Below are 25,473 nucleotides of genomic sequence, written 5' to 3' on the forward strand. Positions count from 1 at the left end.
CCATGAGCGCGTTCCAGATCCGGCCCAGCCGCCGCACCCTTCTCGTTATGACCGGTTCGCTGCTGGCGGCGCCAGCCATCGCCCGGTCGCAGACGCGCGCCGTCGAGGTGATGGAAGGCCGTGCCTTTGCAACCGGCTGGCGCCTGACACTGCCTGCGGGCGGGCGCGGCGAGGTTTTGCGCGCACCCATCGAGGCGTTGCTGGCGGAGGTGGATCGCCAGATGTCGCCATGGCGGGCCGATAGCGTCGTCAGCCGCTTCAATGCTGCGGGAGCAGGCGAGCATGCGGTACCAGCCGAAACGGCGGCCGTGACCGCTGCCGCGTTGCGCATCGCGCGTGATAGCGGCGGGCGGTTCGATCCTACGGTCGGTCCGCTCGTTGCCCGCTGGGGGTTCGGCCCCATCGAGGGGGACGGCGTGCCGGACTGGCATGGCCTTGCGGTCGGCGAGACCGATATTGGCAAGTCGCGGCCGGGCCTGACACTCGATCTCTGCGGGATCGCCAAGGGGCGGGCCCTGGACGGGATGGCTGAGATCGTGCGCGGGGCCGGCCATGATGATTTCCTGATCGATCTCGGGGGCGAGCTTGCCGCAGGCGGCCGGCATCCTTCCGGCCGGGACTGGCAGGTCGCGGTGGAGGATCCGCGCGGCGATGGTCTGGAACCGGCAGGCATGCTGCGGCTTGGCGGCATGGCGGTAGCGACCTCGGGTGGGCGGGCACAGAGCTATTCGCTGGACGGGCGCAGCTACAGCCATATCATCGACCCGGCAACGGGCGAGCCGGTGGCCGGGGCTCTGGCCTCCGTATCCGTTATCGGGCAAGCGGCCATGTGGGCCGATGGCTGGGCGACGGCGCTTGCAGCGGCAGGCCCGGTGGAAGGCCCCGCGCTGGCGCGTCGCGCGGGAATTTCCGCGCTCTTCCTCATCCGGGAGGATGCAGGCCTGCGGCACGAGGCGACCGGCACGTTCGACCGGCATCTGATTTGAGGCGATACGGGATTTAACGCGGAAAGGACGAGAGATGGAACTGGTTCTCGGCGTTGCAGTCTTCCTCCTGGCGGCGGTCGGGCTCGCCATCGGGCTCATTCTCGGTCGGGGTCCCATCGAGGGTTCTTGCGGAGGGCTTACCTGCATCAAGGGCGCTTCCTGTGCCGGTTGCCATAGTCGGGCAGGAAAGGAAGCGGAGGAAGCGCCATGAGCACGGATTTGACTGTCGCTGCGATCATGCAGACGGATTGTCCCGTTCTGGCGCGGGAAATGCCCATCAGGCGCGCGGTTGCTCTGCTTGTGGAGAGCGGCGTTGCGGCAGCATCGGTTACGGACGAGAGCGGGGCGCTGGTCGGTATCCTCACGCAGAAGGATTGTTTTCGCCCGGCACTGCATGCCAGCTATTATCAGGAATGGAAGGGAACCGTCGCCGATCACATGACGGCGGGTGCGGTGTCGCTGTCGACGTCGGACGATCTCATATCTGCGGCGCAGGCCTTTCTCGATCATCCGCACAGGGTGTTTCCGGTTCTCGATGAGGGGCGTCTTGTCGGAATGTTGCGCCGCGCGGATGTGCTTGCCGCGCTCCTGCGGGTGGGGTGAGCCGGATATCGCGACAGGAACGCTATGGGCATTTTGAAATGCATTCTCGTGGCCACTGATTTCTCCGAACGGTCCGACCGGGCCGTTCGCCGCGCCGTCCTGCTCGCACGGCAAACCGGGGCAGCGTTGTCGCTCGTGCATGTGGTGGATGACGATCAACCGCGCCAGATCGTCGAGAGCGAATTCGGCATGGCGTCCCAGCTTCTGGAGGAGCAAGCGAAAACGCTGGAAAGCGTGGACGGCGTTTCATGCCATGCGGAAGTGAGACTTGGGGATGCCTTTGCCGGCATTCTGGCTGCTGGTCAAGAGCAGCGGCCCACGAAGCCGGGGCGGGGCTTGTGGTGGTGGGAAGCTGCGGAAGGAATGGAATCGAGAAGATGGTTCTGGGCAGCGTGGCCGAAGAACTCTTGCGCGTCGCCGATGTGGATGTGCTTGTGATCCCGTCCGCCGCCTGACGATCCGGGCCATAGCACCGTCATGAAATCACAGCTTATGTTTTTTGGTTATAACTGCCCGTGAAATTGCGATAGGACAGTTAGCCGCCTGCGCTATAGGGTCGCTGAAAGCGTTCCCTATAGAGGTTCCCCAGTGACAGATGAAGTTAAGGAGGTGCGGGACGGTGAAGTTGTTCCGGCACCCGCTTCCCAAGGAAATATTGAAAAGTCGAATCATATCAGATCGTTGATATGGGGCGCGGTGGTGGCTGTCATCATCGCCGTCTTTTTGCCGGCTCCTCTTTTCGCCTCCAATCTCTCATTCCTGTTCTACATGATGCTGTGGCTCACCATGGCCATGTCGTTCAACTTCGTTGCGGGCATGGCCGGATATATGCCTTTTGGTTATGTGGCCTTCTATGGCGTCGGCGCCTATGCCATGGGCGTGCTTTACAAGACGTTCGGGATGCCCATTCCCATCGCGCTGGCAGGCTCTGCGGCAGCGGGCATACTGGTCGGCCTTCTGGTTGCGCCGACGCTGCGGCTGAAGGGGGTTTACTTCGGCATCGTCAGCCTGGCGCTCGCCATGGCGATGAAGCTTGTGATCTCGCTTATGCCGAGAGATATCACCGGTGGAAGCCTTGGGCTCATCCTGTCCTCGGCCAATGATCCTCTGGCGGCCTATTATGCCATGTTCCTCGTCATGATGGGCGCGCTTGCTGCCGGCACATGGCTTTCCATGTCGCGGCTGGGGACGGCGCTCCGGGCGATCCGGGACGACAGCGAGGCGGCGGAAGTGGTCGGCGTCAATGTGGTCGCCACGCGGCTCAAGGCGTGGATCATGGCCACCATGTTTCCCGCGCTCGTGGGCGGGGTCGAGGCTTGGTACACCAACGCGATCGACCTCGATTCCTCCTTCAACCTGCTGGTGACGGCCAAGAGCATTGTCTATGCGATGGCCGGCGGTCTCGGCTTCCTCGTGGGGCCGATTGTCGGCGCCAGCGCGCTCTACGGGATCGACCAGCTTATCTGGCGCAATTTCCCCACGCTCAACCTGCTCATTCTCGGCGTCGTCATCATCGCTTTGATGCTGCTTCTGCCACGCGGCATCGTGGGAGCCTTTGCGCAACGCTTCTCCCGCTTCCGGCGCTTCATTCCGTAGTCGTACAGGACTGAAACAAGATGAACGAACTTCTGCTTCAAGGCCTGGTCAACGGCATCGTCGTCGGGCTGATCTATGCGCTGATCGGCGTCAGCCTCAATGTGATCTTCGGCGTGTTGCGCGTCGTCAATTTCGCGCATGGCGAATTCATTGTGCTTGGCGCCTATGCGGCCTATTTCGCCCAGGCCTGGCTCGGCCTGTCGCCGCTTCTGGCGATGCCCCTGGTCTTCGTGATCTTCGGTGCGATGGGATATGGCCTCTATTTCGTGCTGGTGCAGCGCCTGTCCCGCTCCAACGATCCCGAGCATGCCTCGCTGCTGGTCATGTTCGGCCTTTCGCTGGTGCTTGGCGCGCTCATGCTCCTGGCTTTCGAGGCGGATGCGCGCTCGCTGAATTTCACGCTTGATCCGCCCTTCCTGATGTTCGGCAACATCATTCTGCCGACCACGAAGCTGCTCGGGCTGGTTGTCGCCATCCTGGTGACGGGGGCGCTCGCTTTCTTCCTTTACCGGACAATGCCCGGCAAGGCGCTGCGCGCCATCATCATGAACCGCGACGCGATCCAGATCGTGGGCGTGGATCTCAACAGGCTTTCAGCCCTCACCTTCGGGCTGGGCCTGGGGCTGGCAGGCATCACCGGCATCCTCGTATCGATGATCTTCCCGTCCTTCTCGCCGTTCATCGGCCAGGATTACACGCTGATCGGCTTCATCGTGATCGTACTTGGCGGTCTCGGTCATCCCATCGGTGCTGTGGCCGGCGGCATATTGTTCGGTCTCGCCGAACAGACCGCCATGGTCTTCTTCAGCGGAACGGTGGCAATGCTCCTTGGATTCGTTTTGCTGATCGCAGTCATTCTCCTTCGTCCCGCCGGTCTCTTCGGCGTGCAGAACTCGCGGTGACGCCATGTTGAAAGTCGACCAGCTCGTAAAGAAATTCGGTGGCATGACGGCCCTTGGCGGTGTCAGCCTTACACTTCCCGATCAGTCGATCCTTGGCCTTCTGGGCATGAACGGCTCCGGAAAGACCACGATGCTCAATTGCATCAACGGTCTTTATGAGGCGACTTCGGGGGAAATCACGCTCGATGGCGTCAGCCTCATCGGCAAGTCGCCGCATGCCGTGTTCTCCGAGGGCGTGGGGCGCACATTCCAGGTGCCACGTGTTTTTCACCAGATGTCTCTTCTGGAGAACCTTTCGGTCGCACTCCTCAACAAGGGGCTCTCCAACGCTGAAGTGGCCGAGATCAGCGCCCACTGGCTCAACAAGGTGGAGCTCTACCGACTGCGCCACAACTATGCGGAGGAGCTTTCAGGCGGACAGCAGAAGCTGCTGGAGCTTGCCCGCATCATGGTGGCCAATCCCAAGCTGGTATTGCTCGACGAACCCTTCGCCGGCGTCAATCCGGGTCTTGCCCTGCTGCTCATCCGGATCATTCGCGAGATGCCGAAGGAAGTCGGGTGCTCAGTCCTTCTCGTCAGCCACGATCTGACATCGGTCTATGAACTGTCCGACAACATCCTGGTCATGCATGAGGGCAAGGTGCTGGCCGAAGGCAGCGCCGAGGTCATCCAGAGCAATCCCGACGTCATCGAAGCCTATCTGGGAGCCTGATCATGGATGGCGTTGAACTCAGCATGAAGAACATCTCCGTTGCCTATAACGGTGACATCACGGTCCTCAAGGACGTGGCCCTGCGGGCACGCCCGGGGGAGGTGACGGGCATTATCGGCCCCAATGGAGCCGGCAAGTCCACCGTGCTCAAGACGATCTTCGGTCTTCTTTCGACCAAGGCCGGCACGATCAGCATGGGCGACCGCGACATTACCGGCCTCAAGGCATTCCAGAGGGCGTTGGAGGGCATCGCCTTCGTGCCGCAGAACCGCAGCGTCTTTGCCGGGCTTTCCGTCTACGACAATCTGCTTCTGGGCTGCTGGCCGTTCCGCAAGGACAAGGCGCGGATCGACCGGGCCATCGACGGCATTTTCGAGCGCTTTCCGATCCTGAAGGAAAAGCGGGCGACCCCTGCAGGCTCCATGAGCGGCGGGCAGCAGCGGTTTCTCGAAATCGCCCGCGCGCTGGTCACCGAGCCGAAGGTCATTCTTCTGGACGAGCCGACGGCGATGATCGCGCCGAAGATTTCAAAGGACATCTATGCCCTGACGCGCAGCCTTGCCGATCAGGGCGCGACCATCATCCTCGTCGACCAGAACGTGCGCCAGTGCGCCACGATCTCGGACCGGCTCTACATCCTGGAACTCGGCCGCAACAAGGCTGAAGGGACCAAGGAAGACTTCGCCACCGACGGCCAGCTCAAGGAGATGGTCGCCGAATGGATGAACTACAAGATCGACGTCTGAGACGTCACGGACCCAAGATCAAGAAAAGGGGAATGACCATGTGGACCATCACCAAACGAAACTTTCTGGCGGGCACGCTGCTTGCCTGCCTTGCCCTGCCGGGCGCCGCGCAGGCGCAGGAGAAAATCCGTATCGGCATGACGGTTTCGTCGTCCGGTAATTTCGCGCTTGCCTCGCAGTCCGGCGTGCGCGGCGTCGAAATCTGGGTGGACGAGATCAACGCCAAGGGCGGCCTCGACATCAAGGGCGAGAAGCGTCTCGTCGAGCTCGTCAAGCGTGATGACCGCTCTGACAAGCAGATGGTAGCGCGCGTTTATGAAGACCTGATCGCGAACGAGAATGTCGACCTGCTGATGGCGCCCTTCGGCTCCACGCTGACGGCTGCCGCAGCGACGGTGACCGAGCGTCTGGACAAGTTTCTGGTGATCTGGTCGGCGGCGTCCGATGCTCTTTATGACCAGGGCTTCAAGAACATCGTGTCGGCAACGCAGATGCCCGTGTCGCGCATGCCCTCGGCTGGTCTGGAAGCGGCGGCTGCCCTCGGCAACAAGAAGGTTGCCATCATCAATGTCGATGAGCCGTTTCCGGCGGGCCTTGCCGACGGCGCCGAGGCGATTGCCGAGAAGCTCGGTATGGAAGTGGTGCTGAAGGAAGACTATCCGAAAGGCACGAAGGATTTCAGCCTGCTGCTGCAGAAGGCCCGGGCGGCCGGAGCCGATGTGTTTTTCCCGACCAGCTATGAAGGCGACCTGATCTCCATGGTGCGCCAGATGCACCAGATGAACGTCAACTTCCCGATGACTTTCATGGTCTACGCATCGACACCCCAGTTCATCGATATCGGTGACGATGCCCAGTACATCTACAGCCACACCAATTTCCACCCCACGATCAACTGGGCTGTGAATGCCGGTCTCAACCGGGAAGGGTTCCTTGAGGCCTACAAACGCCTCTTCCCGAACGTTTCCTACGAGCCCGATTTCCAGACCGTTCTTGCCTATGGCGCCGCCGTCATCGCCGGCGAGATCATTCAGAATGCCGACAGTCTCGAAGCGGCTGACCTGAAGAAGGCGGCGATGGCGCTTTCCGACAAGCTGACGGTTCTGGCCGGTCCCTATGCGATCGACGAGACCGGCAAGCAGCTGAAAATGCCTTTCCCGGTGGTGCAGCTGCAGCCGGGCAAGGGGCTTGTCACCGTGTGGCCGAAAGAGGTCGCGGTGGCCGAGCCGATCTACCCCATCCCGGGTTGGGATAAACGCGACTAGCCATCCGTGCCCGGCCACGGAACCCAATGCCGGGGCCGGGCGCATTTTTTAGAAAAGAACATCATGGACCCCTCATTCGCATCCCTTGCGGAGCTTTCCCAGGCTCTGCGCGCAGGCGCTTTCACTTCAACCGATATCGTCCGACATTTTCTCGACCGCATCAACGCCATGAACGGCACCCTCGGCGCATTCGTCGGGGTGAATGCCGAAAGGGCGATGGAGATGGCGGAAGGACTCGACAAGCTGCGCGCATCCGGCGTCGTCTACGGCCCCCTGCACGGATTGCCGATTGCGGTGAAGGATCTGGTGGACTGGCAGGACGAACCCTGTTCCGTCGGAAGTGCCGCCTGGAAAGAACGCCGCTCGCAAAGCGATGCGACCGTGATGCGCAAGCTTCTTGCCGCAGGCATGATCCCCATCGGGCGTACGGCCATGGTGGAGTTCGCATTTGGCGGCTGGGGTACCAATCCGCTCTGCGGCACACCGCGCAACCCGTGGGACATGCAGGAGCATCGCATTCCCGGCGGGTCGTCCAGCGGGTCTGGAGTGGCCGTCGCGGCAGGTCTCGCGCCAGCAGCGATTGGCAGCGATACGGGTGGTTCTGTGCGTATTCCGGCTGCGCTGACCGGCATTGCCGGTCTCAAGCCGACCTATGGGCGCATCAGCCTGAAGGGCTGTTTCCCGCTTTCGGGAACGCTTGATTCCGTCGGTCCGATGACACGCACCGTAGAGGATGCTGCTCTTCTGTTCGAAGCCCTTGCGGGCCCCGATGCGGACGATCCGGCAACCCTGATCGCTCCTGAACTCGAAGCCGATGCCTGGCGCAGGCTGCATGTGGAAGGGATGCGCGTGGCGGTCATGCGCGAGGAAGATTTCCCGATAGCCATCGATCCGGATTGCCAGGCAGCCTATGACCGGACGAAGGCGTCTCTCGCCGATCTCGGCGCGCATCTCGTTCCCGTCGAACTGCCGTTTTCGTTCAACGAGCTCACGGAGCGCAACGGACGCATCATCGCGGCCGAATCCTATGCGATCCATCACGATTATATCCATGACGAGCGGCTGGCCATCGGGCCTTATGTGCGCCAGCGCATTCTGGGGGGCGCCAATATCAGCGCCAAGGATTATCTGGCGACGCTGGCGGATCATCGCCGCATGAAGAAGGTGTATGACGCGTTTATGCAGCCCTACGGGGCGCTGCTGACGCCGACGGTGCCCTTTCCCGCAGTGTCGCTTGCCGAGGTGGATGAACAGAGCTTCCCGCTCGCCGCCTACGGCAGGCCCGCCAACTATGTGGGCGGATGCGGCCTTGCCTTGCCGGCGGGCTTTACGGAGACGGGCCTGCCTCTTTCCGTACAGCTGATGGGAAGGGCGTTCGATGAAGCTTCCGTGATCGCTCTCGGTCACGCGCTTGAAAAGGCGCTTTCGGTTCCGGCAAGACGGCCTGGAACGATGGCTGCCTGACGACGAAAAATCCTGGGAGGAGTTCCGAAGATGCAGTCCGTTTGCGATACGCTTTTGGCCAATGCCCTGTTGTTCGACGGTCTTGGGGGCGAACCCTTCCAGGGCGGTCTCGCGATCCGCGAAGGCCGCATCGCGGCGGTGGGGGATATCTCGGGCTGGAGCGCGCCTGAGACGATCAATCTCGACGGGCTTTGCCTGGCGCCCGGCTTCATCGACGTGCACACCCATGACGATCTGGCTGTGCTCAACGACAGCGCCATGGAGCCCAAGGTGACGCAGGGTGTGACGACGGTGATCGTCGGCAATTGCGGCATCAGTCTCGCGCCGTATGAAAATCCCACGGAACTCGTGCCGCCGCTCGGACTGCTCGGTTCTGCGCAGGATTATCGTTTCGGGTCGTTCGAAGCTTACCGTGCGGCGGTGGATGCGGCCCATGTCGCGGTCAATGTGGCTGCGCTTGCCGGCCATGGCACATTGCGCGCCATGGTGATGAAAGACACCGACGCGCCGGCGGGGGAAGCGGAACTTGCGGCGATGCGCGCCCTGCTGGGCGAGGCGCTGGAAGCCGGAGTTCTGGGCCTTTCCACGGGGCTTGCCTATCCGGTTGCCCGGCATGCCCCGACGGCCGAGGTGGTTGGGCTGTCCCAGGAACTTGCGGCTCATCCCGGAGCTCTTTACGTCACGCATATGCGCGATGAGCGCGACAAGGTGGAAGAAGCCGTCTGGGAAACCATTTCCATCGGTCGCGAGGCGGGGGTACCTGTCGTCATCTCGCACCATAAGTGCATCGGGCGGCACAATTACGGACGCTCGGTGAAGACGCTCTCCATGATCGACAATGCGCTGCGCCATCAGGATATCGCCATGGACGTCTATCCTTACGAGGCAAGCTCTACCGTGCTTCTGCCCGAGCTGACGCGGCATGCGGATCGCATTCTCGTCATCGATTCAGGGGCGCACCCGGAATTCAACGGAATGGAACTTGCAAAAGTGGCCGAAGCGATGGATTGCGACCAGGCAGAAGCGGCCAGGCGGCTCGCGCCGGCGCGGGGCATTTATTTCCAGATGTCGCCCGAGGATATCAACCGTATCATGCGGCACCCGCGAACGATGATCGGCTCGGACGGCATCCCGGGGCCGATGGCGCATCCGCGCCTTTGGGGAACATTTCCGCGCGTGCTCGGACGGTATGTGCGCGAGGAGCGGGTTCTGCCGCTGAAGGAGGCCGTGCGAAAGATGACCTCGCTGCCGGCGCAGATTTTCGGGTTGGCGCGGCGCGGACGCCTTCAGGCCGGTTTCCACGCCGATCTCGTCGCCTTCAACGCGGAGACCGTTCTGGATCTCGCCGATTACGACACGCCTGACCGCCCTTCCGTCGGCATCGAGCATGTATTCGTCAACGGCAAGGCGGTTCTGGCGCATGGCGCCGTCACCGGCGCGCGTGGGGGCCGGTTCGTGGCGCGCGGCGAGGCCTGATCCTCCGTCTTCAATGGAGAGTGTTCCGGTTTGCAGCCGGGTGATCCTGCCTGGCGGCAGAATCCTCTAAAGTGTAAGGAGCGATCCTTCAGATTCGCTCCTTACACTTTAAGCTTTTGATCTTGTACATGTCATTATTCCGGAATCGGATCCCGCTTCCGGGAGACATGCGTTAGCCGCTGCTGTGCAGCTCCTGGCAGGCCGATTTCAGAATCTTGATGAACATGTCCTCGGCATTCGAGACCGGCCGGTTTTCCGATGTGAGCGCGGTGATCGTGAACTGAAGCTTTGGCACCAGCGGGCGCAGGCGGACGCCGCGCGTGAAGCGGGCGGAGAATTCGTCGACGATGGCGCAGCCGACACCCTGGCTCACACAGGCGGCGGCTACCGAATAGGTGTGCACCGAAATGCGCGGCTCGTAGGGCATGCCTTCCTGATCGAAGGCGTGGCGCAGAAAGGTGCCGACGGGAGATTCCTTTTCCAGGCCGACAAACGTTTTCATGTCGATGTCGCGCAAATGTATGGGCGATGGGTCGACCGGTTTGTCGGGATCATCGGTTTCAAGATAAGTCAGGTTCATCGTGCCGACGGTGGTGGAATTTATTCCAGGGGTCTCGACGATGGAGAAGGCGACCGCAAGATCGAGATCAAGCGCCCGCAAGCGTCGCAAGAGCATGTCGTAGTGGTGGGTGAATATCTCCACCTTGAAGCCTTCCCAATGTTTGGGCAGCTTGGAGACCACTTTCGGCGCAAGGCCAACGCCAAGGCTTGGCAGAAAACCTACCCGCAGGACATCATCCGGGTTGCGGCCGAGATTACGCGCGAGAGTGCGAAATCGCTCAAGCGCGGCCTGCACGTCGACGGCCTCGGAAAAAAGAAGATCCGCTTCGCGTGTGGGCACAAGGCGCTGTTTCACCCGATCGAAGAGTTTGAAGCCGAGCAGGGATTCCGCATGTTTCAGGGTGCGGCTGAGGGCGGGCTGCGAGACATTCAAGCGTTCGGCTGCCGCGTTGATCGATCCGGCGAGCCGGATCGCGTGGAATACTTCAATGTGACGAAGCTGCATTGCGCCGTTGATCGGTTGCGAGGGATAGATGCCTTGGTTCTGGTACCGTCGGTACCATACTAAACGTCTGTGCGGAGCAGTGGGCAAGAAGTTTGGTGGCAGATGGCCCGGAATCAGCGAAAGGACCCTTTTCCGGCTAAGTTTTTGGACGCGCGAGGAAGGTTATGGCGCAGCATAAGGCCGTAATTGACGTGACACGAAAGTGTCATCGAACTGTTACATAGAGTTGTTATCCCGCTCCCGACGTCGACAGGGCGTCTGACCGAATTCCGAACAGGGAGCAGTCTCCAATGAACAAATTCCTCCTTACCGCCTCGGCGGCCGCGATCGCCCTTGCCGGGTCGGTCGGCCTCGCGGAGGCGCGCGATCAGATACAGATCGCTGGATCGTCCACCGTTCTTCCCTATGCGTCGATCGTTGCCGAGGCCTTCGGCGAGAACACCGAGTTTCCGACCCCGGTTGTCGAATCCGGTGGCTCGGGTGCCGGCCGCAAGAAGCTCTGCGAAGGCGTGGGCGAAAATACCATCGACATCGCCAATTCGTCCTCGCGCATCAAGCAGTCGGACATCGATCTCTGCGCCCAGAACGGCGTCAAGGAAATCCAGGAAGTCCGTATCGGTTATGACGGCATCGTTTTTGCGTCTGACATCAACGGTCCCGAATATGCCTTCACACCTGCCGACTGGCACAACGCGCTTGCCGCGAAGGTGGTGAAGGACGGCCAGTTGGTCGCCAATCCCTACAAGAAGTGGAACGAGATTCGCGCCGACTTGCCGGACCAGGAAATCCTGGCCTTCATCCCAGGAACGAAGCATGGCACGCGTGAAGTGTTCGATGAGAAGGTGATCGTCGACGGCTGCGAGGAAAACGGCACCCTTGAGGCTCTGAAGGCCGCCAATGCCGGTGACGAGAAAGCCGCCGAAAAGGAATGCATGGCGCTTCGGACTGATGGTGTGTCGATCGACATCGACGGCGACTACACCGAGACGCTCGCCCGCGTTGACGCCAACAAGAACGGCATCGGCGTGTTCGGCCTGTCGTTCTACCAGAACAACACCGACAAGCTGCGCGTCGGCACCATGGGCGGCATCGTCCCGTCCGTCGAGACGATCGCTTCGGGCGAGTATCCGGTTTCCCGCCCGCTCTACTTCTATGTGAAGAATGCGCATCTCGACGTGATCCCGGGCCTGCAGGAATACATCGAGTTCTTCGTGTCCGACGAGATCGCCGGTCCTGACGGTCCGCTGGCCGCCTACGGCCTCGTCTCCGATCCTGAACTCGCCAAGACCCAGGAAAAGGTCAAGAACCGTGTCCCGATGGGCGCGCTGAACTGATCCTCGCATGATATGGAGACGGCGCCGACAGGCGCCGTCTCATTTTCGATCAGGGCGGATACAGGCTAATGACCCCAGGGATACTCGCAATCATCGTGCTGGTGCTCACCGTAGCCGGCTATTTCCTCGGCCGACAACGTGCGCTGGCTCTGGCCAAGCGGGAGGGCGTGCGCCTTCACTCCTTGCCCAGTCATTACGGACAAGCCGTTGCACTGTTCACCGCAGTCCCGGCCCTGCTTCTTATGGGCGCGTGGCTGTTTCTGCAGCCGCTTCTCCTCGAGAACCAGGTCAGCTCGCAGATACCGGACAGCGTGATCCCCGAGGGCGGCGCGCGAAGCCTGGTAATGGCCGATGTCCGCCGCATCGCAGACGGCATGGACCGTCTTGTCGGATCGGGGGGCCTCAACGAGGACGACCTCTCATCAATGCGCGCTGACTTCTCCAATATCCGCGGTCGTCTCGCGGAGGTTGGTGTCGCGCTCGGCTCCGATGTCGAACCAGCCGTCTTCGAAGCCGCCAAATCCTATCGCAGTATCGCTGGAACGAGTACGCTCCTGAGAAACATCGCGGTGATCGCCGTGGCTCTCGGCTTCGGCTTTCTGGCGTGGAGGCAGGTGCGGCCGGCAATGCGTGCCCGCAATGTCAGCGAAACATTCATTCGTTCCCTCCTGATCGGGTCATCGCTCGTCGCCATCCTGACGACGTTCGGCATCGTGACATCGCTCCTCTTCGAGACGATCCATTTCTTCCGACTGTATCCGGCTAGCGAGTTTTTCTTCTCGACGGTTTGGAATCCCCAGTTTCGCGGCGGTTCTGACCTGGGCGTCCTTCCGTTGCTCTGGGGCACATTCTACGTTTCTTTCGTCGCCCTTCTCCTGGCCGTGCCGATCGGCTTGATGATCGCAATCTATCTGGCCGAATATTCCGGCAAGGCGCTGCGCAGCTTCGCAAAACCGGCCATCGAGATTCTCGCCGGCATACCGACCATCGTCTACGGTCTTTTCGCCCTCATCACGGTCGGGCCTTTCCTGCGTGACTGGATCGCCCAGCCTCTTGGACTGGGAAGTTCGTCGTCATCCGTCCTTACCGCCGGGCTGGTCATGGGGATCATGCTGATTCCCTTCGTCTCCTCGCTGTCCGACGACGTCATTAACGCTGTGCCGCAGGCGATGCGCGACGGTTCCTACGGTCTTGGCGCCACGCAGTCCGAGACCATCAGGAAGGTCATCATGCCAGCCGCCCTCCCGGGCATCGTTGGTGCGATCCTGCTGGCGGCCAGCCGCGCCATCGGCGAGACCATGATCGTCGTCATGGGTGCAGGCGCGGCCGCGCGCCTCGGCCTCAACCCGCTGGAGGCGATGACCACGGTGACGGTGAAGATCGTCAGCCAGCTAACCGGCGACACCGAGTTCGCCAGTCCCGAGACACTGGTCGCCTTTGCGCTCGGCCTCACGCTTTTCGTTTTCACGCTGGGCCTCAATATCCTTGCCCTCTACATCGTGCGCAAATACCGGGAGCAGTATGAATGACCGACCTGACAGCAATGCCTGCCGTCGTCGATTCCCAGAGCCGCTCGCTTTTCAAGCGCGGCGAGCGTACGCGGCGGCGCCACGCGGCGGAGAAACGTTTCCGCATGATCGGCCTGGCGGCGGTCATCTTCGGCATCCTCGCACTGTTCGGTCTGCTCGGCTCAATTCTGAATAACGGCGCCTCGTCGTTCCGGCAGACCTACATCACGCTGGACATCCACCTCGACCCCGCCAAGCTTGACAAAACGGGTGATCGCGATCCCGAAGCGCTACGTAAGCTCACGACCTTCAGCTATCAGCCGCTCATCAAGATGGCACTGGACGCACTGGTCGAAGGGAAGGGCGTGAGTGTGGAGGGGCTCACAAGCAAGGATCTGGAGGGCATGATATCGAAGGAAGCGCCAGCGGAGCTGAGGCGCTTTGTGCTCGCTCATCCCTCGAGAATCGGTGAGACCGTCACGTTCGCGTTTCTCGCCGACGGACGTATCGATGGCTACTACAAGGGCCGGGTGACCATGGCGACGGCGGAACTCGACCGCAACGTCACCCCCGAACAATTGAGGCTGGCCGACAAGCTGAAGGATGCCGGCGTGCTGGCGACCCGGTTCAACTGGTCGTTTCTCACCGCGCCGGATGCCTCCGACACACGGCCGGAAGCCGCGGGCCTTGGCGTCGCCATTCTGGGCTCAGCCTACATGATGCTGATCGTCCTGGTCCTATCGCTGCCGATCGGCGTGGCCGCCTCGATCTATCTCGAAGAATTCGCGCCAAGGAACAGGCTTACGGATGTCATCGAGGTCAATATCGCGAATCTTGCCGCCGTGCCCTCGATCGTGTTCGGTATATTGGGGCTTGCGGTGTTCATCAACTATGCAGGGTTGCCGCAGTCCGCACCGATCGTCGGCGGCCTGGTTCTCACGCTGATGACGCTACCCACAATCATCATTGCGACCCGCGCGGCGCTGAAAGCCGTGCCACCATCCATCCGCGAGGCGGCACTGGGTGTGGGAGCATCGAAGATGCAGGCCATCTTCCATCACGTTTTACCGCTTGCCGCACCGGGTATCCTGACCGGAACGATCATCGGTCTCGCCCAAGCGCTCGGCGAAACCGCACCGCTGCTGCTCATCGGCATGGTGGCCTTCGTGCGCGAGTTTCCGGCAGCGCCGCCGGGCGGCTTCTTCGATCCTGCATCCGCCCTGCCGGTTCAAGTTTACAACTGGACCCAGCGCGGCGATCCGGCGTTCATCGAGCGGGCGTCCGGTGCGATTATTGTGCTGCTGGTCTTCCTCATCATAATGAATCTGGGTGCCATCTTCCTGCGTCGCCGCTTCGAGCGTCGTTGGTAACGGAGTAAAAGGACATGAACATGCTTACAGACGCTGCTGTTGAAGAAAAACTGCAATCCGCGTCGAAGCCAGGCGTCAGCAAGATGGTCGGAAAGGACGTGACTGTCCACTATGGCGAGAAGCAGGCTTTGTTCGGAGTCAATCTCGAGGTGCCGGAAAAACAGGTCATGGCGCTGATCGGCCCCTCGGGATGCGGCAAGTCGACCTTCCTGCGCTGCCTCAACCGAATGAACGACACGATCGACATCTGCCGTGTCGGTGGCTCGATCATGCTCGACGGCGAGGACATCTACGATCCGCGCATCGATGTAGTGGAACTGCGCGCGCGTGTTGGCATGGTCTTCCAGAAACCAAACCCGTTTCCGAAGTCGATCTATGAGAACATCGCCTATGGCCCGCGCATTCACGGTCTTGCCTCGAAGAAGTCGGAGTTCGACGAAGTGGTCGAAACCAGCCTGCAGAAGGCGGGCCTCTTCAACGAGGTGAAGGACCGCCTGCATGAGCCTGGCACCGGCCTTTCCGGCGGCCAGCAACAGCGCTTATGCATTGCGCGCGCCATTGCGGTTTCTCCGGAAGTCATCCTGATGGACGAGCCCTGCTCGGCGCTCGATCCCATTGCCACGGCAAAGGTGGAAGAGCTGATCGACGAACTGCGCGAAAACTACACCATCGTGATCGTCACGCACTCCATGCAGCAGGCGGCACGTGTGTCGCAGCGCACGGCCATGTTTCATCTCGGCAATCTCGTCGAGGAGGGGCCGACGGACAAGATGTTCACCAACCCGGACGACAAGCGCACCCAGGACTACATCACCGGTCGCTTCGGCTGACATGGAACCGCATTCTACGAGGAACATGACCATGGGCGAACATACCGTCAGCTCATTCGACGAGGAACTGGGCCATATAGACCGCCTCATCCGCGAGATGGGCGATCTGGCGGGCGCGATGACGCGGGCTTCCACCAATGCACTTCTGAGTTCGGATACCGCGCTTGCCCAGCGGGTGATCTCGGACGACACCATCATGGACGCCAAGCAGCGCGAGCTGGATGAGCGCGCGATCACGCTGATCGCCAAGCGCCAGCCGATGGCGCAGGACCTGCGCGGCGTGGTCGGCGCCATTCGGATGGCCGCGGACCTGGAGCGTATCGGCGATCTGGCGAAGAACATCGCCAAGCGCGTTGGTGCGGTCGGCCAGAGCGCGACGCCGCGCACGCTGGCGCATTCCATCGACAACATGGCCGGGCTGGTGCTCGACCAGGTAAATGCGGTGGTGGATTTCTATGTCCGACGCGAGGCGGAGCAGCTTGTGCCGCTGCGGGACGAGGATGAAAAGATCGATATCCAGTACACATCGATCTTCCGCGAACTCCTGACCTACATGATGGAGGATCCGCGCAACATCACGGCGTGCACGCATCTTCTCTTCTGCGCGAAGAATCTGGAGCGTATCGGCGATCACGTGACCAACATTGCCGAAAACGCCTATTATGTGATGACAGGTTCGCAGCTTCCGGTGCAGCGGCCGAAGCTCGACGAAACGCAGATGTCGGTCGAAGCCGATTCGTGACGGGGGACGGGATTGCCTCGGATCGCTTGCGCCGCATCCGCGCGCTGTCGGGCAGGTTCGCCCGGCCGCTTCATGCTTTAGAGTGGTTCATCGTTTTGTGGAAACGCTGAACCCTCAATCTCGTGCTTGTCCGCATTCATGCGGACGTCAGGCGATTCCTCCTGACTGCAAAATGTTCTAGGAGACCGGAACGATGATTGCCCCCAAAGTCATGGTCGTCGAGGATGACGAACCTCTTTGCGTTCTGCTGAAATACAATCTGGAGGCCGAGGGCTACCAGGTGGAGGTCATCTCGCGCGGTGACGAGGCGGAAGTGCGGCTACAGGAAAATGTGCCCGATCTCCTTGTGCTGGACTGGATGGTGCCTGCCGTTTCGGGCATTGAATTGTGCCGGCGGCTGCGCATGCGGCCGGAGACCGAGCGGTTGCCGGTCATCATGCTGACAGCGCGAGGCGAGGAAAGCGACCGCGTCCGCGGCCTTTCCACCGGCGCGGACGACTATCTCGTCAAGCCGTTCTCGACGCCGGAATTCGTCGCTCGCGTGCGCGCACTTCTGCGACGCGCCAAACCGGAAGTGTTGTCCACCGTGCTTTCGGTCGGCGATATCGTGCTCGATCGCGAGTCGCACCGGGTTTATCGGCGCAAGAATGAAATCAGGCTCGGGCCGACGGAATTCCGTCTCCTGGAATTCATGATGCAGCATCCCGGACGCGTTTTTTCGCGCAGCCAGCTTTTGGACAATGTCTGGGGTGAGACGATCTATATCGATGAACGCACCGTCGACGTGCATGTCGGGCGCTTGCGCAAGGCCGTCAATCAGGGGCGCCTGCCGGATGTGATCCGCACGATCCGCGGAGCGGGATACGCAATCCGCGAAGCCTGACGGCAAAATGCCAGAGCCGGTGCGGCACCGGCCCTGGCTGAGCTTGATGACTGGAATTCGATCATGCTGATCTTTGATCAACGACCGGATCAGTGGCGCGTTGTGCGATGATCCTGCTGCATGGCGACGTTATAGCTCGTTGCAGGCTCGATGGAGCCGACGAGCTTACCATCCTTGGTGATATCCCATTCGATGGTCGCGTCCTCATATTCGAGAGCGGGGTCTACATAGACGCATGTGGCCAGAACGCGGGGAGCCTGTCCGTCGAGCTCGCGCCTTGAGGCCGGCATCTCAGCCTGACATTCCTCAAACGTCTCGTAAATCGGCGTCGGCGCGGGAAGCTCCTGGCATTCGCCCAGGTCGCCCGAGCAACCGACAATCAATAGAAGTGCAGCAATGTGTTCCATGGCTTACTCCTTTCATTGTCTGGAAACGGCGGGCCATGGCCGCCGGTTCCGCGAATGCCGTGTTCCGGCCGTTTCGCCGGTTTGGTGATGCTTAGCTGCCGCGGCGCATCAGGCCTGCAATGAGGGAAATCGCCAGAAGCGCGAGGAAGATGAAGAATAAGATCTGGGCCATGCCGGCCGAAGCGCCAGCTATGCCGCCGAAACCAAGAGCGCCAGCGATCAGCGCTACAACAAGAAAAACTACAGCCCAATAAAGCATCGGAACTCTCCCGGTGGTTATCTATGCTTCAAAAACGCTTGTCCTTCGGCTTGGTTCCGGGAAAAACAATTTATTAATAAATAAAGCCGCCCGGAGGGCGGCTTTTCGTTTCGAAATATGTTTTGGATTTCAGGCGGCTGCCTTCGATTGCCGGTCGAAGAACAGAGCCTGACTGATAAGCGCCTTGACCATGTCCGGGTTGAAGGGCTTGGTCACCAGGAACGCTGGTTCCGGCCGTTCACCGGTGAGCAGACGCTCGGGAAACGCCGTGATGAAGATGACCGGAACGGAGGTGGATGCGAGAATTTCGTTCACGGCGTCCAGGCCGGAACTGCCGTCGGCTAGCTGGATATCGGCCAACACCATTTTCGGCTGGGTCTTTGCGAACATCGCCACCGCTTCCTTATGGGTGCGGGCGTTACCGACCACGCGGTGTCCGAGGCTCTCGACCATTTCCTCGATATCCATCGCGATGAGCGGTTCATCCTCGATGATAAGAATTTCCGTCGCCACCTGGCGGGAAATCTCTTCGCTCGCATCACGCAACATGGCGTTGAGTGCCGTTGTGTCGACACCGAGTATTTCAGCCGCTTCGTTGGGATGGAAACCCTCAACGGCAACGAGAAGGAACGCCTGGCGAGGGCGCGGGGCCAATGCCGAAAGATTGCTCAGTGCATGACGCTCCCAAGCGGAGGCCGGCGATTCATCGGGGACGCGGATATCCAGCGCCTCGAAGAGGGCGACATAGAGCTTGAAGAGCGCGATCTTGTCGGTTGGAGCGTCGGGAAAGATGCTGGTATCGGCGATCAACGCCTCGAGCACCGCCGCTACTCGCGCGTCGCCGCTTGTCTGCGAGCCGGAAACGGCCCTTGAAAACCGCCGCAGATAGGGAAGCTGCGGGGCAATGCGCGCTGACAGGTTCATGAGTATGTGATCTCCCTCAAAATATATGCAAATTCCAGTAAGCAGTCGCGTCAGTCGGCTTTTCAACGTGCGAGTCTGGAAAATGTTCCAAACCGGTGGAACAATTTCGTCTCATGGGCGTTTCGCTTCAAATCCAGGTGTGGCGTCGGGGCTTTGGGTAAGCTCCTTTCGGTGCGTCAGACGGGGCAAACAGGTAAGCAATGGACGAAAAACAGGCATGAAATACGAAAAGCCAGCCAGCCAGCGTACATCTGGCCACCGCGGAAGTGCGGACGATCCACTCGGGGTCAACTCGGAGATCGGCCGGAAACTCAAGCAATATTACGACGATCTGGTCTCCGAAGAAATTCCGGACAAGTTCGCCATGCTTCTCACTCAGCTTGAAGCAAGTGAACGTTCGCAGCAGGGCGAAGATAAGGACTGATTTTCATGAGTGTCTACTCGGGGTTCCGCGAAGATCTGCTCGGTACCGTGCCCAGCTTGCGGGCATTTGCGGTGTCGTTGGCGAAAAATGCGGATCGGGCCGACGATCTGGTGCAGGAAACGCTCGTCAAGGCGTGGGACAAACAGCAGAGCTTTCAGCCGGGAACGAACCTGAAGGCCTGGTTGTTCACGATCCTGCGCAACGAGTTCTATTCACAGATGCGCAAGCGCAAACGCGAGGTCGAAGACAGCGATGGCGCCATCACAGCGCGCCTTTCCGTGCACCCCGCGCAGGAAGGATCCGTTGACCTCAAGGATTTCCGCAAGGCGCTGGAGCAACTGCCGGAAGATCAGCGCGAGGCGATCATCCTGATCGGTGCTTCCGGATTTTCCTACGAGGAGGCTGCGGAAATCTGCGGCTGCGCGGTCGGAACCATCAAGAGCCGGGTAAGCCGTGCGCGCAACCGGTTGCAGGACATACTGGAGATTTCCGGCGAAAGCGATTTCGGACCGGATGCCATCTCCGCACAGATCACGAACACGGCGTTCGTCGCCTAAATTCAGCGATGCTGGATCAGAATCCGGGAAATATTTCAGGAGGAGCCCCTCAGTTTGGCGGGCTTTCTTCTTGTTCCAGTGCATCGGGGGCTGCGATTGCGGCCACCAATGCTTCGATCAGATCGCTTTCGCGATAGGGCTTCTCGACGACGCGAATGCCGGCGAAGGGCTCAAAAACCGTATGGTTGGCGGCATAGCCAGAGGCAAAGATGAAAGGAATACGGCGAGTTTGCAGAAGCTTTGCGAACTCGTCGGTCCATTGCTCGGAAATCTTAATATCGAGAATGGCGCTTGAAATCTTCCGTGCATCCAGAAGATCGGCCTGGAGGCTCTCGAAGGAATCGATCGTCACAACGTCGACGGCGCCGTGTTCGCGGCAGAGTTCCTCGACATTCATGGCGATCAGCGCTTCGTCTTCCACCAGAAGGACACAGGCACCGTTAAGAGGCTTTACCAAGGGGCGTCCTTTCTGAGCCAGCTAGTTATGCGATTCAATCTCACCCCGCGTGGTGTTTGTCATTAAAAAAAGACATGCCTCTGTGTTTTGGGAACCATTTGGTTTTTGGGCGCTTTTCCGTCCGCTGGAACAAAATGGGGGCACAGGATGACATCCGAGACAATCGAACTGCACAAAAGCCTTCCCTGCACGCAATGCCCGCTGCGAAGTGTGGAGAACTTCCGCGATTTCGAAGAGGACGAACTGACATTCGTAGGACGCTTCAAGAAGGGCGACCTTGCGGTGAAGAAGGGCGCTACCTTGCTCGTCGAGGGAGCGCATAACCCGCATCTCTACACGGTGCTTTCGGGATGGGGTTTTCGCTACAAGCTTTTGAGCGATGGCCGCAGGCAGATCGTGAACTATGTGATGCCGGGTGATCTGGTGGGGTTGCAGGGTAGCCTGACTGGCGAGATGCAGCACTCGGTCGAGGCGCTGTCCTCCATGGTGCTTTGCGTTTTCGAAAAGGCCGAACTTTTTTCTCTTTACGAGCGCTTTCCCGCGCTTGCCTATGACATCACGTGGATGGCATCTCGCGAGGAGTGCATGCTCGATGAGAATCTTTTGACCGTGGGACGGCGCACGGCGCTGGAAAAGGTTGCCTATCTTCTGGTGTTCCTGCTGGATCGCGGCAGGCGCAGCGGAATGACGCAGAAGCCCGTTCTGTCCATCACCCAGCAGCATGTTGCCGATACGCTCGGCATTTCGGTGGTGCATACCAACAAGACCATTGCCAAGCTGGCCAAGCGCAGGCTTCTTGAATGGGAAGACGGCGGTTGCCGGATCACAGATCCGGAGGCTTTGGCCGAACTGGCGGGCTGGAGCGCTGGGAAAGAGGCGAGGCGGCCTTTTCTATGATGGTGTGCTGGTGGATGTTGCGCTGGGGCAGGCGTTGCTGCCTGGCGGTCGCCAGAGGCTCGATGCCGGGGAGAATGTTCCCGGCGATGGCATAAACGGTCAGAAGCGCGGGGATGGCGATGAAGCCGCCGATCGGGCCCCACATCCATAGCCAGAACGCAATCGCCAGAAATACGATGAAGGGATTGAGGGTCATGCGCCGGCCGATCACCGTCGGCGTCACGAATTGCGCTTCGATGGCATTCAGGCCGAGATATACAACCATCGGCATGCAGCTTGCAGTGAGGGTGTCGAAGGTGGCAAGGCCCACCCCGAACAGGACGAGCGCCATCACCGCCGGGCCGATATAGATCACAAAATTCAAAAGGGCTGCCATGGCACCCCACAGAGGGGCGGAAGGCACTCCCAGAAGCCAGAGCGCGACGCTGACTGCAATGCCGAGACCCACATTGATGATGCTGATGGACAGCAGATAGTCGGAGACGGCGTTTTCGACATCACGAAAAATATGCGCCACACGCCAGCGCAGGCGGCGGTCGAAACACAGTTTCAGGATCGCGATACGTGTCTGATGACGCGTCGCGACGAAGAAGTAGAGGCTGGCGAAGAAGAGAAGAAGCTGTGCCAGAAGCGTTGGTGCAAGCACCGCCACATCCTGCATGGTCGAGCCATCCTCGACGGCCACGGTGACCTTCGACCCTCCGGTGACGGATCGAATTTGTTCCTGCAGTTCCTTCATCGTGTTGAGGGGCTGGCGCAGGCTTGAAAGCTGAAGTTGAAGCTCGCCCCAGATCTGCGGGAGCCTGTCGGCCCAGGCCGTCAACGGAGTGCCGATGGCGATCAGGAACGCACTCACCAGAACGATGAAGATCAGGACCACGATCACGGCGGAAAGCGAGGACGGCAGGCCACGGTTTTCAAGCCGGCTCGCAATAGGTCCGAGCATGAGCCCGATGAAGACGGCCAGCGTCAATGGCGAGAGCAGGAAGCGCGCATGATGCAGCGTCAGGATGAAGACCATCAACCCCATAAACAGCAAAGCCACCTGCGAGCCGGATGTCATCAATGTCTTCAGGTCAATGATGTGACCCGTGGATTTGCGACGCATGGGAAGTTTCCAGCTGTTGAGATCGCCCTTGGACCTAACAAGGCGTGAGGGCGCTTTTGGTTCCTTCCGAGGGAACCGTTGCTCGATTTCCGCGTTGCAAAAGAGAAGCGTAACACAGGGAGATTGCCGAAATGGCCACGAGTTCGCGAGCCCCGAAGAATGCAGACGTTACAAGCACCGACCTCGAAAAGGATATCGGCCAGCTTCGGGCCGACATGGCGCAGTTGGTGGAGCATCTGAAGAAGATGGGCGAGCAGTCGGGCAGTGCTGCCCGGAAGGCAGCCAATGAAGGCGTCGAGCAATTGCGTGTGCAAGGCGAAGCGGCCATGCGCTCTGTGCGCGATGGAGCCGAGGACCTTGAGCACCAGTTGGCCAGCACCGTTCGCGAACGGCCCATCACCTCGCTGGCTTTGGCTCTGGGAGCCGGATTCCTGATTGCTCTCGCCACCCGTCGATAAGGTGCCACCATGCTGGCAAGATTGCTTGCCTCGTTCGCAGCCGGAGAAATGTCCGGTGCGGTGAAGCGCCTGCGTATTTCAGCCGCGGCCTATATGGCTGCGGCGTTGCTGGCGCTTTTCGGCGCCGGCTTTCTTGTATTCGCCGCTTTCATTCTTGCGGCCGACAGATGGGGCGCGGTGAATGCAGCGCTCGGGTTTGGCATCGCGTTTCTCGCGGTGGCCGGGATCGTGCTTCTGGCGCTCAAGATATGGACCTCGGTTCAGTCACGCCGTGCGCGTCGCCGGCGGGTCTCCGATGCGGGGCTTCTGGCGGGTACTGCAGCCTTGACCTTGCTTCCCTCGCTTCTTGCCCGATCGGGCAAGATCGGCGGTATTGCGCTGCCGATCGTTGCGGCTGTCGGTTACGCCATTTATCGCGAGAACGCTCGGCACTCGGATGAGGATGAGGTGGGACCAGACGGCGCCTAGAGGCTTTCGCTCCGCCGATGCGAGAGTAGAAATGTCATCGGCGGCACGGCTTCTCACATTCGGTTTCAATATGGAACCCGAGGCAAAGGCTCCGCATTTTCGAAACAGTTGAAGAGTTTCGAGAAGAAGGAGCAATCACGATGCCTCAGAAGACGACACCGCAGGATGCGCGTCAGGGCAGGCGCGGATTCCCTGTTCTGCTTGTGCTGATGTTCGGGCTGCTTCTGGCTGCCGTCGCATGGTGGGGCGTCGAGGCCTACGGTCTGATGCTCGATCAGCAACAGGCGGTAGAGATGCCGGCCTCGCACGATACGCCCGCAGGCTGACGCGGAAAGACAATCGATATTTCATGCAAAGTCCAAGGAGAAAACCATGAGCAATGCAGCTGAAGTTCTTAAACCGAGGACCCATGCGGATTCCATGAACATCGGGTTGAGCGATGCGGACCGCAAAGAGATTTCAGCAGGTCTTTCGGAGATTCTGGTCGGGACCTACCGGCTTCTGATCAAGACCCATATCTACCACTGGAATGTGGTCGGTCCGCTGTTCCATTCGATCCATGTCCTGACGGAAGAACAGTACAATGCGCTGTTCGAGGCGACAGATATCATCGCGGAACGGATTCGCGCGCTCGGACATCATGCCCCGATTCTGGCGGGCAAGGGACTGGACACTTCGATCGAGTTGAAGGCTTCGGGGCGCTCAGCGCTTGAGATGGTGCGTGATCTCGTTGAGGATCACGAGGAAGCGGTGCGCAAGATGCGCGATATCGGCACTATGGCTGATGAAAAGGGTGATCTCGTCACGGCCGACATGCTGACGGCGCGCCTTACCTTTCATGAAAAAGCCCTCTGGATGCTGCGTGCACTGATCACGGATTGATGCGGCAGGTTCAACGGCCTGAAATACAGGGAGCGGATCGCCGGCTGGCGATCCGCTCCTTTTCTTGGGGAGATTGCTCTTGCGGCGTTATCAAGGGACGCTCTTTACGCAATTGCGTCCTTGCGGGTATTGCCTGTGCAGGTTGCATCATCCGAACAGCGAGCCACTTCCATATGAAGCGTATTCTCTTCCTTCTCGTTGTTGGCCTGCCTTGTGCGTTTGCATGTGAAGCAGGGGCCGAGACCGTCCACATTTCCGGCCCTGCCGGAAAGCTGGAGGCGGAGGCCGTTTCCGTGCCGGATGCACGGCATGTGCTGGTGATCGTCCCGGGATCCGGGCCGACCGACAGGAATGGAAATTCATCCCTGCCGGGTCTTGCCTCCAATGCCTATAGGTTTCTTGCCGAAGACCTCGCTGCGCGCGGCGTTGCCTCGTTGCGCATCGACAAGCGAGGTTTTTTCGGGAGTGCAGGTGCCTTGGCGGACGCCAACGATGTGACCATCGAGGCCTATGCGGAAGATGCCCGCCGCTGGGTCGACCGTGCCGCCGGGCTTGCGCCATGCGTTTGGATTGCGGGACATTCCGAGGGTGGGCTGGTCGCTCTCGTTGCCGCGCAGAAGCCTCCTGAAAGCCTTTGCGGGCTTATCCTGATTTCCACGTCGGGCCGGCCGACCGGCCAGCTTCTTATCGAGCAATTGCAGGCCAATCCGGCCAATGCGCCGTTGATGCCCGAAATCAAATCCGTCGTTGACGATCTTGAGGCAGGCCGCCCGCGCGATCCCGAAAGTTTGTCGCCGGTGCTCCAATCTTTCTTTTCCCGTGGGCTGCAACGCTACATGATCGACCTGTTTTCCTACGACCCGGCAATCATTGCCGATGCGTGGAGGGGACCCGTCCTTATCGTGCAGGGCGATGCTGATATGCAGGTGAAATTGCAGGATGCCGAACTCCTTGCGAAGTCCATGCCGCAGGCGCAGCGTGTGGATCTTGCGGGGGGAACCCATATGCTGAAGGAAGAGGTGCCCGGCAATCCCATGGCGACCTACTCTGATCCCTCATTGCCGCTTCATCCGCAGCTTGTTCCTGCCATCGTGAATTTCCTCGAGGCTGCCGACCGTTCGAGATGATGCCTTGGCCGAAGAGGCAGCC

Annotated in this window: 31 protein-coding genes and 1 pseudogene; 26 read left to right on the forward strand and 6 right to left on the reverse strand. The window is 60.3% G+C overall.

The annotated features are described in order from the left end of the window. Nucleotides 1-2: 2 nt before the first annotated feature. The 12 genes and pseudogenes from NA8A_RS12810 to NA8A_RS12855 all read left to right on the forward strand — a co-directional run bounded on the left by NA8A_RS12810 (nucleotide 3) and on the right by NA8A_RS12855 (nucleotide 9,750). Nucleotides 3-986, forward strand: a complete 984-nt coding sequence (locus NA8A_RS12810) for an FAD:protein FMN transferase (protein ID WP_009450730.1) — start codon at nucleotides 3-5, stop codon at nucleotides 984-986. Nucleotides 987-1,020: 34 nt separating this feature from the next. Then, nucleotides 1,021-1,197: a hypothetical protein gene (locus NA8A_RS25275; protein ID WP_009450731.1), complete on the forward strand. Its 177-nt coding sequence runs from the start codon at nucleotides 1,021-1,023 to the stop codon at nucleotides 1,195-1,197. Beyond that, nucleotides 1,194-1,589, forward strand: coding sequence for a CBS domain-containing protein (locus tag NA8A_RS12815; protein WP_009450732.1), 396 nt, complete (start codon nucleotides 1,194-1,196; stop codon nucleotides 1,587-1,589). The genes NA8A_RS25275 and NA8A_RS12815 overlap by 4 nt, the downstream gene beginning before the upstream one ends. A 24-nt stretch (nucleotides 1,590-1,613) precedes the next feature. Further along, nucleotides 1,614-1,826 (forward strand): annotated as a pseudogene (locus NA8A_RS25710) (universal stress protein); the annotation flags it as partial. Nucleotides 1,827-1,837: 11 nt separating this feature from the next. Continuing rightward, nucleotides 1,838-2,044, forward strand: coding sequence for a universal stress protein (locus tag NA8A_RS25715; protein ID WP_086006166.1), 207 nt, complete (start codon nucleotides 1,838-1,840; stop codon nucleotides 2,042-2,044). A gap of 244 nt (nucleotides 2,045-2,288) precedes the next feature. After that, the gene (locus NA8A_RS12825) at nucleotides 2,289-3,185 is read left to right on the forward strand and encodes a branched-chain amino acid ABC transporter permease (protein ID WP_240532786.1); all 897 of its coding nucleotides are present in this window, start codon (nucleotides 2,289-2,291) and stop codon (nucleotides 3,183-3,185) included. 20 nt (nucleotides 3,186-3,205) lie between these two features. Next, nucleotides 3,206-4,087 (forward strand): branched-chain amino acid ABC transporter permease, encoded by an 882-nt coding sequence (locus tag NA8A_RS12830; protein ID WP_009450735.1) that lies wholly within the window; start codon nucleotides 3,206-3,208, stop codon nucleotides 4,085-4,087. 4 nt (nucleotides 4,088-4,091) lie between these two features. Further along, nucleotides 4,092-4,799, forward strand: a complete 708-nt coding sequence (locus NA8A_RS12835) for an ABC transporter ATP-binding protein (RefSeq protein ID WP_009450736.1) — start codon at nucleotides 4,092-4,094, stop codon at nucleotides 4,797-4,799. Between the two features lie 2 nt (nucleotides 4,800-4,801). Next, entirely contained in the window at nucleotides 4,802-5,545 is a 744-nt protein-coding gene (locus NA8A_RS12840; protein WP_009450737.1) for an ABC transporter ATP-binding protein, read from the forward strand. 32 nt (nucleotides 5,546-5,577) lie between these two features. Beyond that, on the forward strand, nucleotides 5,578-6,810 hold the full coding sequence (locus tag NA8A_RS12845) for an amino acid ABC transporter substrate-binding protein (RefSeq protein WP_009450738.1): 1,233 nt from the start codon (nucleotides 5,578-5,580) through the stop codon (nucleotides 6,808-6,810). Nucleotides 6,811-6,873: 63 nt separating this feature from the next. Then, nucleotides 6,874-8,274, forward strand: coding sequence for an amidase (locus tag NA8A_RS12850; protein WP_009450739.1), 1,401 nt, complete (start codon nucleotides 6,874-6,876; stop codon nucleotides 8,272-8,274). A gap of 30 nt (nucleotides 8,275-8,304) precedes the next feature. After that, nucleotides 8,305-9,750: an N-acyl-D-amino-acid deacylase family protein gene (locus tag NA8A_RS12855; RefSeq protein WP_009450740.1), complete on the forward strand. Its 1,446-nt coding sequence runs from the start codon at nucleotides 8,305-8,307 to the stop codon at nucleotides 9,748-9,750. A gap of 172 nt (nucleotides 9,751-9,922) precedes the next feature. Here the strand turns inward: NA8A_RS12855 and NA8A_RS12860 are convergent, their stop codons facing one another. Beyond that, complete coding sequence (locus NA8A_RS12860; protein ID WP_009450741.1) at nucleotides 9,923-10,816, reverse strand: LysR family transcriptional regulator; 894 nt, start codon at nucleotides 10,814-10,816, stop codon at nucleotides 9,923-9,925. Nucleotides 10,817-11,106: 290 nt separating this feature from the next. On the opposite strand from NA8A_RS12860, the gene NA8A_RS12865 reads away from it, so the two are divergent. The 6 genes from NA8A_RS12865 to phoB all read left to right on the forward strand — a co-directional run bounded on the left by NA8A_RS12865 (nucleotide 11,107) and on the right by phoB (nucleotide 17,483). Then, nucleotides 11,107-12,150: a substrate-binding domain-containing protein gene (locus NA8A_RS12865; RefSeq protein ID WP_009450742.1), complete on the forward strand. Its 1,044-nt coding sequence runs from the start codon at nucleotides 11,107-11,109 to the stop codon at nucleotides 12,148-12,150. Between the two features lie 68 nt (nucleotides 12,151-12,218). Next, nucleotides 12,219-13,679 carry a phosphate ABC transporter permease subunit PstC gene (gene pstC / locus NA8A_RS12870; protein ID WP_009450743.1) on the forward strand — a complete coding sequence of 487 codons (1,461 nt, stop codon included), beginning with the start codon at nucleotides 12,219-12,221 and terminating at the stop codon, nucleotides 13,677-13,679. 14 nt (nucleotides 13,680-13,693) lie between these two features. Further along, complete coding sequence (pstA, locus tag NA8A_RS12875; RefSeq protein WP_420864578.1) at nucleotides 13,694-15,028, forward strand: phosphate ABC transporter permease PstA; 1,335 nt, start codon at nucleotides 13,694-13,696, stop codon at nucleotides 15,026-15,028. 14 nt (nucleotides 15,029-15,042) lie between these two features. Further along, nucleotides 15,043-15,858, forward strand: coding sequence for a phosphate ABC transporter ATP-binding protein PstB (gene pstB / locus NA8A_RS12880; protein WP_009450745.1), 816 nt, complete (start codon nucleotides 15,043-15,045; stop codon nucleotides 15,856-15,858). A gap of 31 nt (nucleotides 15,859-15,889) precedes the next feature. Then, the gene (gene phoU, locus NA8A_RS12885; RefSeq protein WP_009450746.1) at nucleotides 15,890-16,600 is read left to right on the forward strand and encodes a phosphate signaling complex protein PhoU; all 711 of its coding nucleotides are present in this window, start codon (nucleotides 15,890-15,892) and stop codon (nucleotides 16,598-16,600) included. 196 nt (nucleotides 16,601-16,796) lie between these two features. Then, on the forward strand, nucleotides 16,797-17,483 hold the full coding sequence (gene phoB, locus NA8A_RS12890) for a phosphate regulon transcriptional regulator PhoB (RefSeq protein WP_177203388.1): 687 nt from the start codon (nucleotides 16,797-16,799) through the stop codon (nucleotides 17,481-17,483). Nucleotides 17,484-17,572: 89 nt separating this feature from the next. Here phoB and NA8A_RS12895 read toward each other — a convergent pair whose 3' ends face one another. The 3 genes from NA8A_RS12895 to NA8A_RS12905 all read right to left on the reverse strand — a co-directional run bounded on the left by NA8A_RS12895 (nucleotide 17,573) and on the right by NA8A_RS12905 (nucleotide 19,073). Beyond that, on the reverse strand, nucleotides 17,573-17,890 hold the full coding sequence (locus NA8A_RS12895) for a hypothetical protein (RefSeq protein ID WP_009450748.1): 318 nt from the start codon (nucleotides 17,888-17,890) through the stop codon (nucleotides 17,573-17,575). 91 nt (nucleotides 17,891-17,981) lie between these two features. After that, nucleotides 17,982-18,149, reverse strand: a complete 168-nt coding sequence (locus NA8A_RS24690; RefSeq protein WP_009450749.1) for a DUF1328 domain-containing protein — start codon at nucleotides 18,147-18,149, stop codon at nucleotides 17,982-17,984. Between the two features lie 129 nt (nucleotides 18,150-18,278). Beyond that, complete coding sequence (locus NA8A_RS12905; protein WP_009450750.1) at nucleotides 18,279-19,073, reverse strand: response regulator; 795 nt, start codon at nucleotides 19,071-19,073, stop codon at nucleotides 18,279-18,281. A gap of 217 nt (nucleotides 19,074-19,290) precedes the next feature. Between NA8A_RS12905 and NA8A_RS12910 the strand changes: the two genes are divergently transcribed. Together NA8A_RS12910 and NA8A_RS12915 are read left to right on the forward strand one after the other, a co-directional pair. Further along, nucleotides 19,291-19,497 (forward strand): NepR family anti-sigma factor, encoded by a 207-nt coding sequence (locus tag NA8A_RS12910; protein ID WP_009450751.1) that lies wholly within the window; start codon nucleotides 19,291-19,293, stop codon nucleotides 19,495-19,497. 5 nt (nucleotides 19,498-19,502) lie between these two features. Then, nucleotides 19,503-20,054: a sigma-70 family RNA polymerase sigma factor gene (locus tag NA8A_RS12915; protein ID WP_009450752.1), complete on the forward strand. Its 552-nt coding sequence runs from the start codon at nucleotides 19,503-19,505 to the stop codon at nucleotides 20,052-20,054. A 49-nt stretch (nucleotides 20,055-20,103) separates the two neighbouring features. Here NA8A_RS12915 and NA8A_RS12920 read toward each other — a convergent pair whose 3' ends face one another. Further along, nucleotides 20,104-20,511 carry a response regulator gene (locus NA8A_RS12920; protein ID WP_009450753.1) on the reverse strand — a complete coding sequence of 136 codons (408 nt, stop codon included), beginning with the start codon at nucleotides 20,509-20,511 and terminating at the stop codon, nucleotides 20,104-20,106. A gap of 147 nt (nucleotides 20,512-20,658) precedes the next feature. On the opposite strand from NA8A_RS12920, the gene NA8A_RS12925 reads away from it, so the two are divergent. Continuing rightward, a complete protein-coding gene (locus tag NA8A_RS12925) occupies nucleotides 20,659-21,408 on the forward strand; it encodes a Crp/Fnr family transcriptional regulator (RefSeq protein ID WP_009450754.1) in 750 nt (249 codons plus the stop codon). On the opposite strand, the gene NA8A_RS12930 is transcribed toward NA8A_RS12925, so the two are convergent. After that, nucleotides 21,335-22,516, reverse strand: coding sequence for an AI-2E family transporter (locus tag NA8A_RS12930; RefSeq protein WP_009450755.1), 1,182 nt, complete (start codon nucleotides 22,514-22,516; stop codon nucleotides 21,335-21,337). The two genes, NA8A_RS12925 and NA8A_RS12930, sit on opposite strands and share 74 nt — an antisense overlap. A 131-nt stretch (nucleotides 22,517-22,647) precedes the next feature. On the opposite strand from NA8A_RS12930, the gene NA8A_RS12935 reads away from it, so the two are divergent. The 5 genes from NA8A_RS12935 to NA8A_RS12955 all read left to right on the forward strand — a co-directional run bounded on the left by NA8A_RS12935 (nucleotide 22,648) and on the right by NA8A_RS12955 (nucleotide 25,451). Next, nucleotides 22,648-22,974 (forward strand): ElaB/YgaM/YqjD family protein, encoded by a 327-nt coding sequence (locus tag NA8A_RS12935; RefSeq protein WP_009450756.1) that lies wholly within the window; start codon nucleotides 22,648-22,650, stop codon nucleotides 22,972-22,974. 9 nt (nucleotides 22,975-22,983) lie between these two features. Beyond that, the gene (locus tag NA8A_RS12940; RefSeq protein WP_009450757.1) at nucleotides 22,984-23,442 is read left to right on the forward strand and encodes a hypothetical protein; all 459 of its coding nucleotides are present in this window, start codon (nucleotides 22,984-22,986) and stop codon (nucleotides 23,440-23,442) included. Between the two features lie 140 nt (nucleotides 23,443-23,582). Further along, the gene (locus tag NA8A_RS12945; RefSeq protein WP_009450759.1) at nucleotides 23,583-23,768 is read left to right on the forward strand and encodes a hypothetical protein; all 186 of its coding nucleotides are present in this window, start codon (nucleotides 23,583-23,585) and stop codon (nucleotides 23,766-23,768) included. A 46-nt stretch (nucleotides 23,769-23,814) separates the two neighbouring features. After that, nucleotides 23,815-24,324, forward strand: a complete 510-nt coding sequence (locus tag NA8A_RS12950) for a Dps family protein (RefSeq protein WP_009450760.1) — start codon at nucleotides 23,815-23,817, stop codon at nucleotides 24,322-24,324. 173 nt (nucleotides 24,325-24,497) lie between these two features. Then, nucleotides 24,498-25,451 (forward strand): alpha/beta hydrolase, encoded by a 954-nt coding sequence (locus NA8A_RS12955; RefSeq protein WP_009450761.1) that lies wholly within the window; start codon nucleotides 24,498-24,500, stop codon nucleotides 25,449-25,451. Nucleotides 25,452-25,473 lie beyond the last annotated feature (22 nt).

It is taken from the genome of Nitratireductor indicus C115 (assembly GCF_000300515.1).
Lineage (GTDB): Bacteria > Pseudomonadota > Alphaproteobacteria > Rhizobiales > Rhizobiaceae > Nitratireductor > Nitratireductor indicus.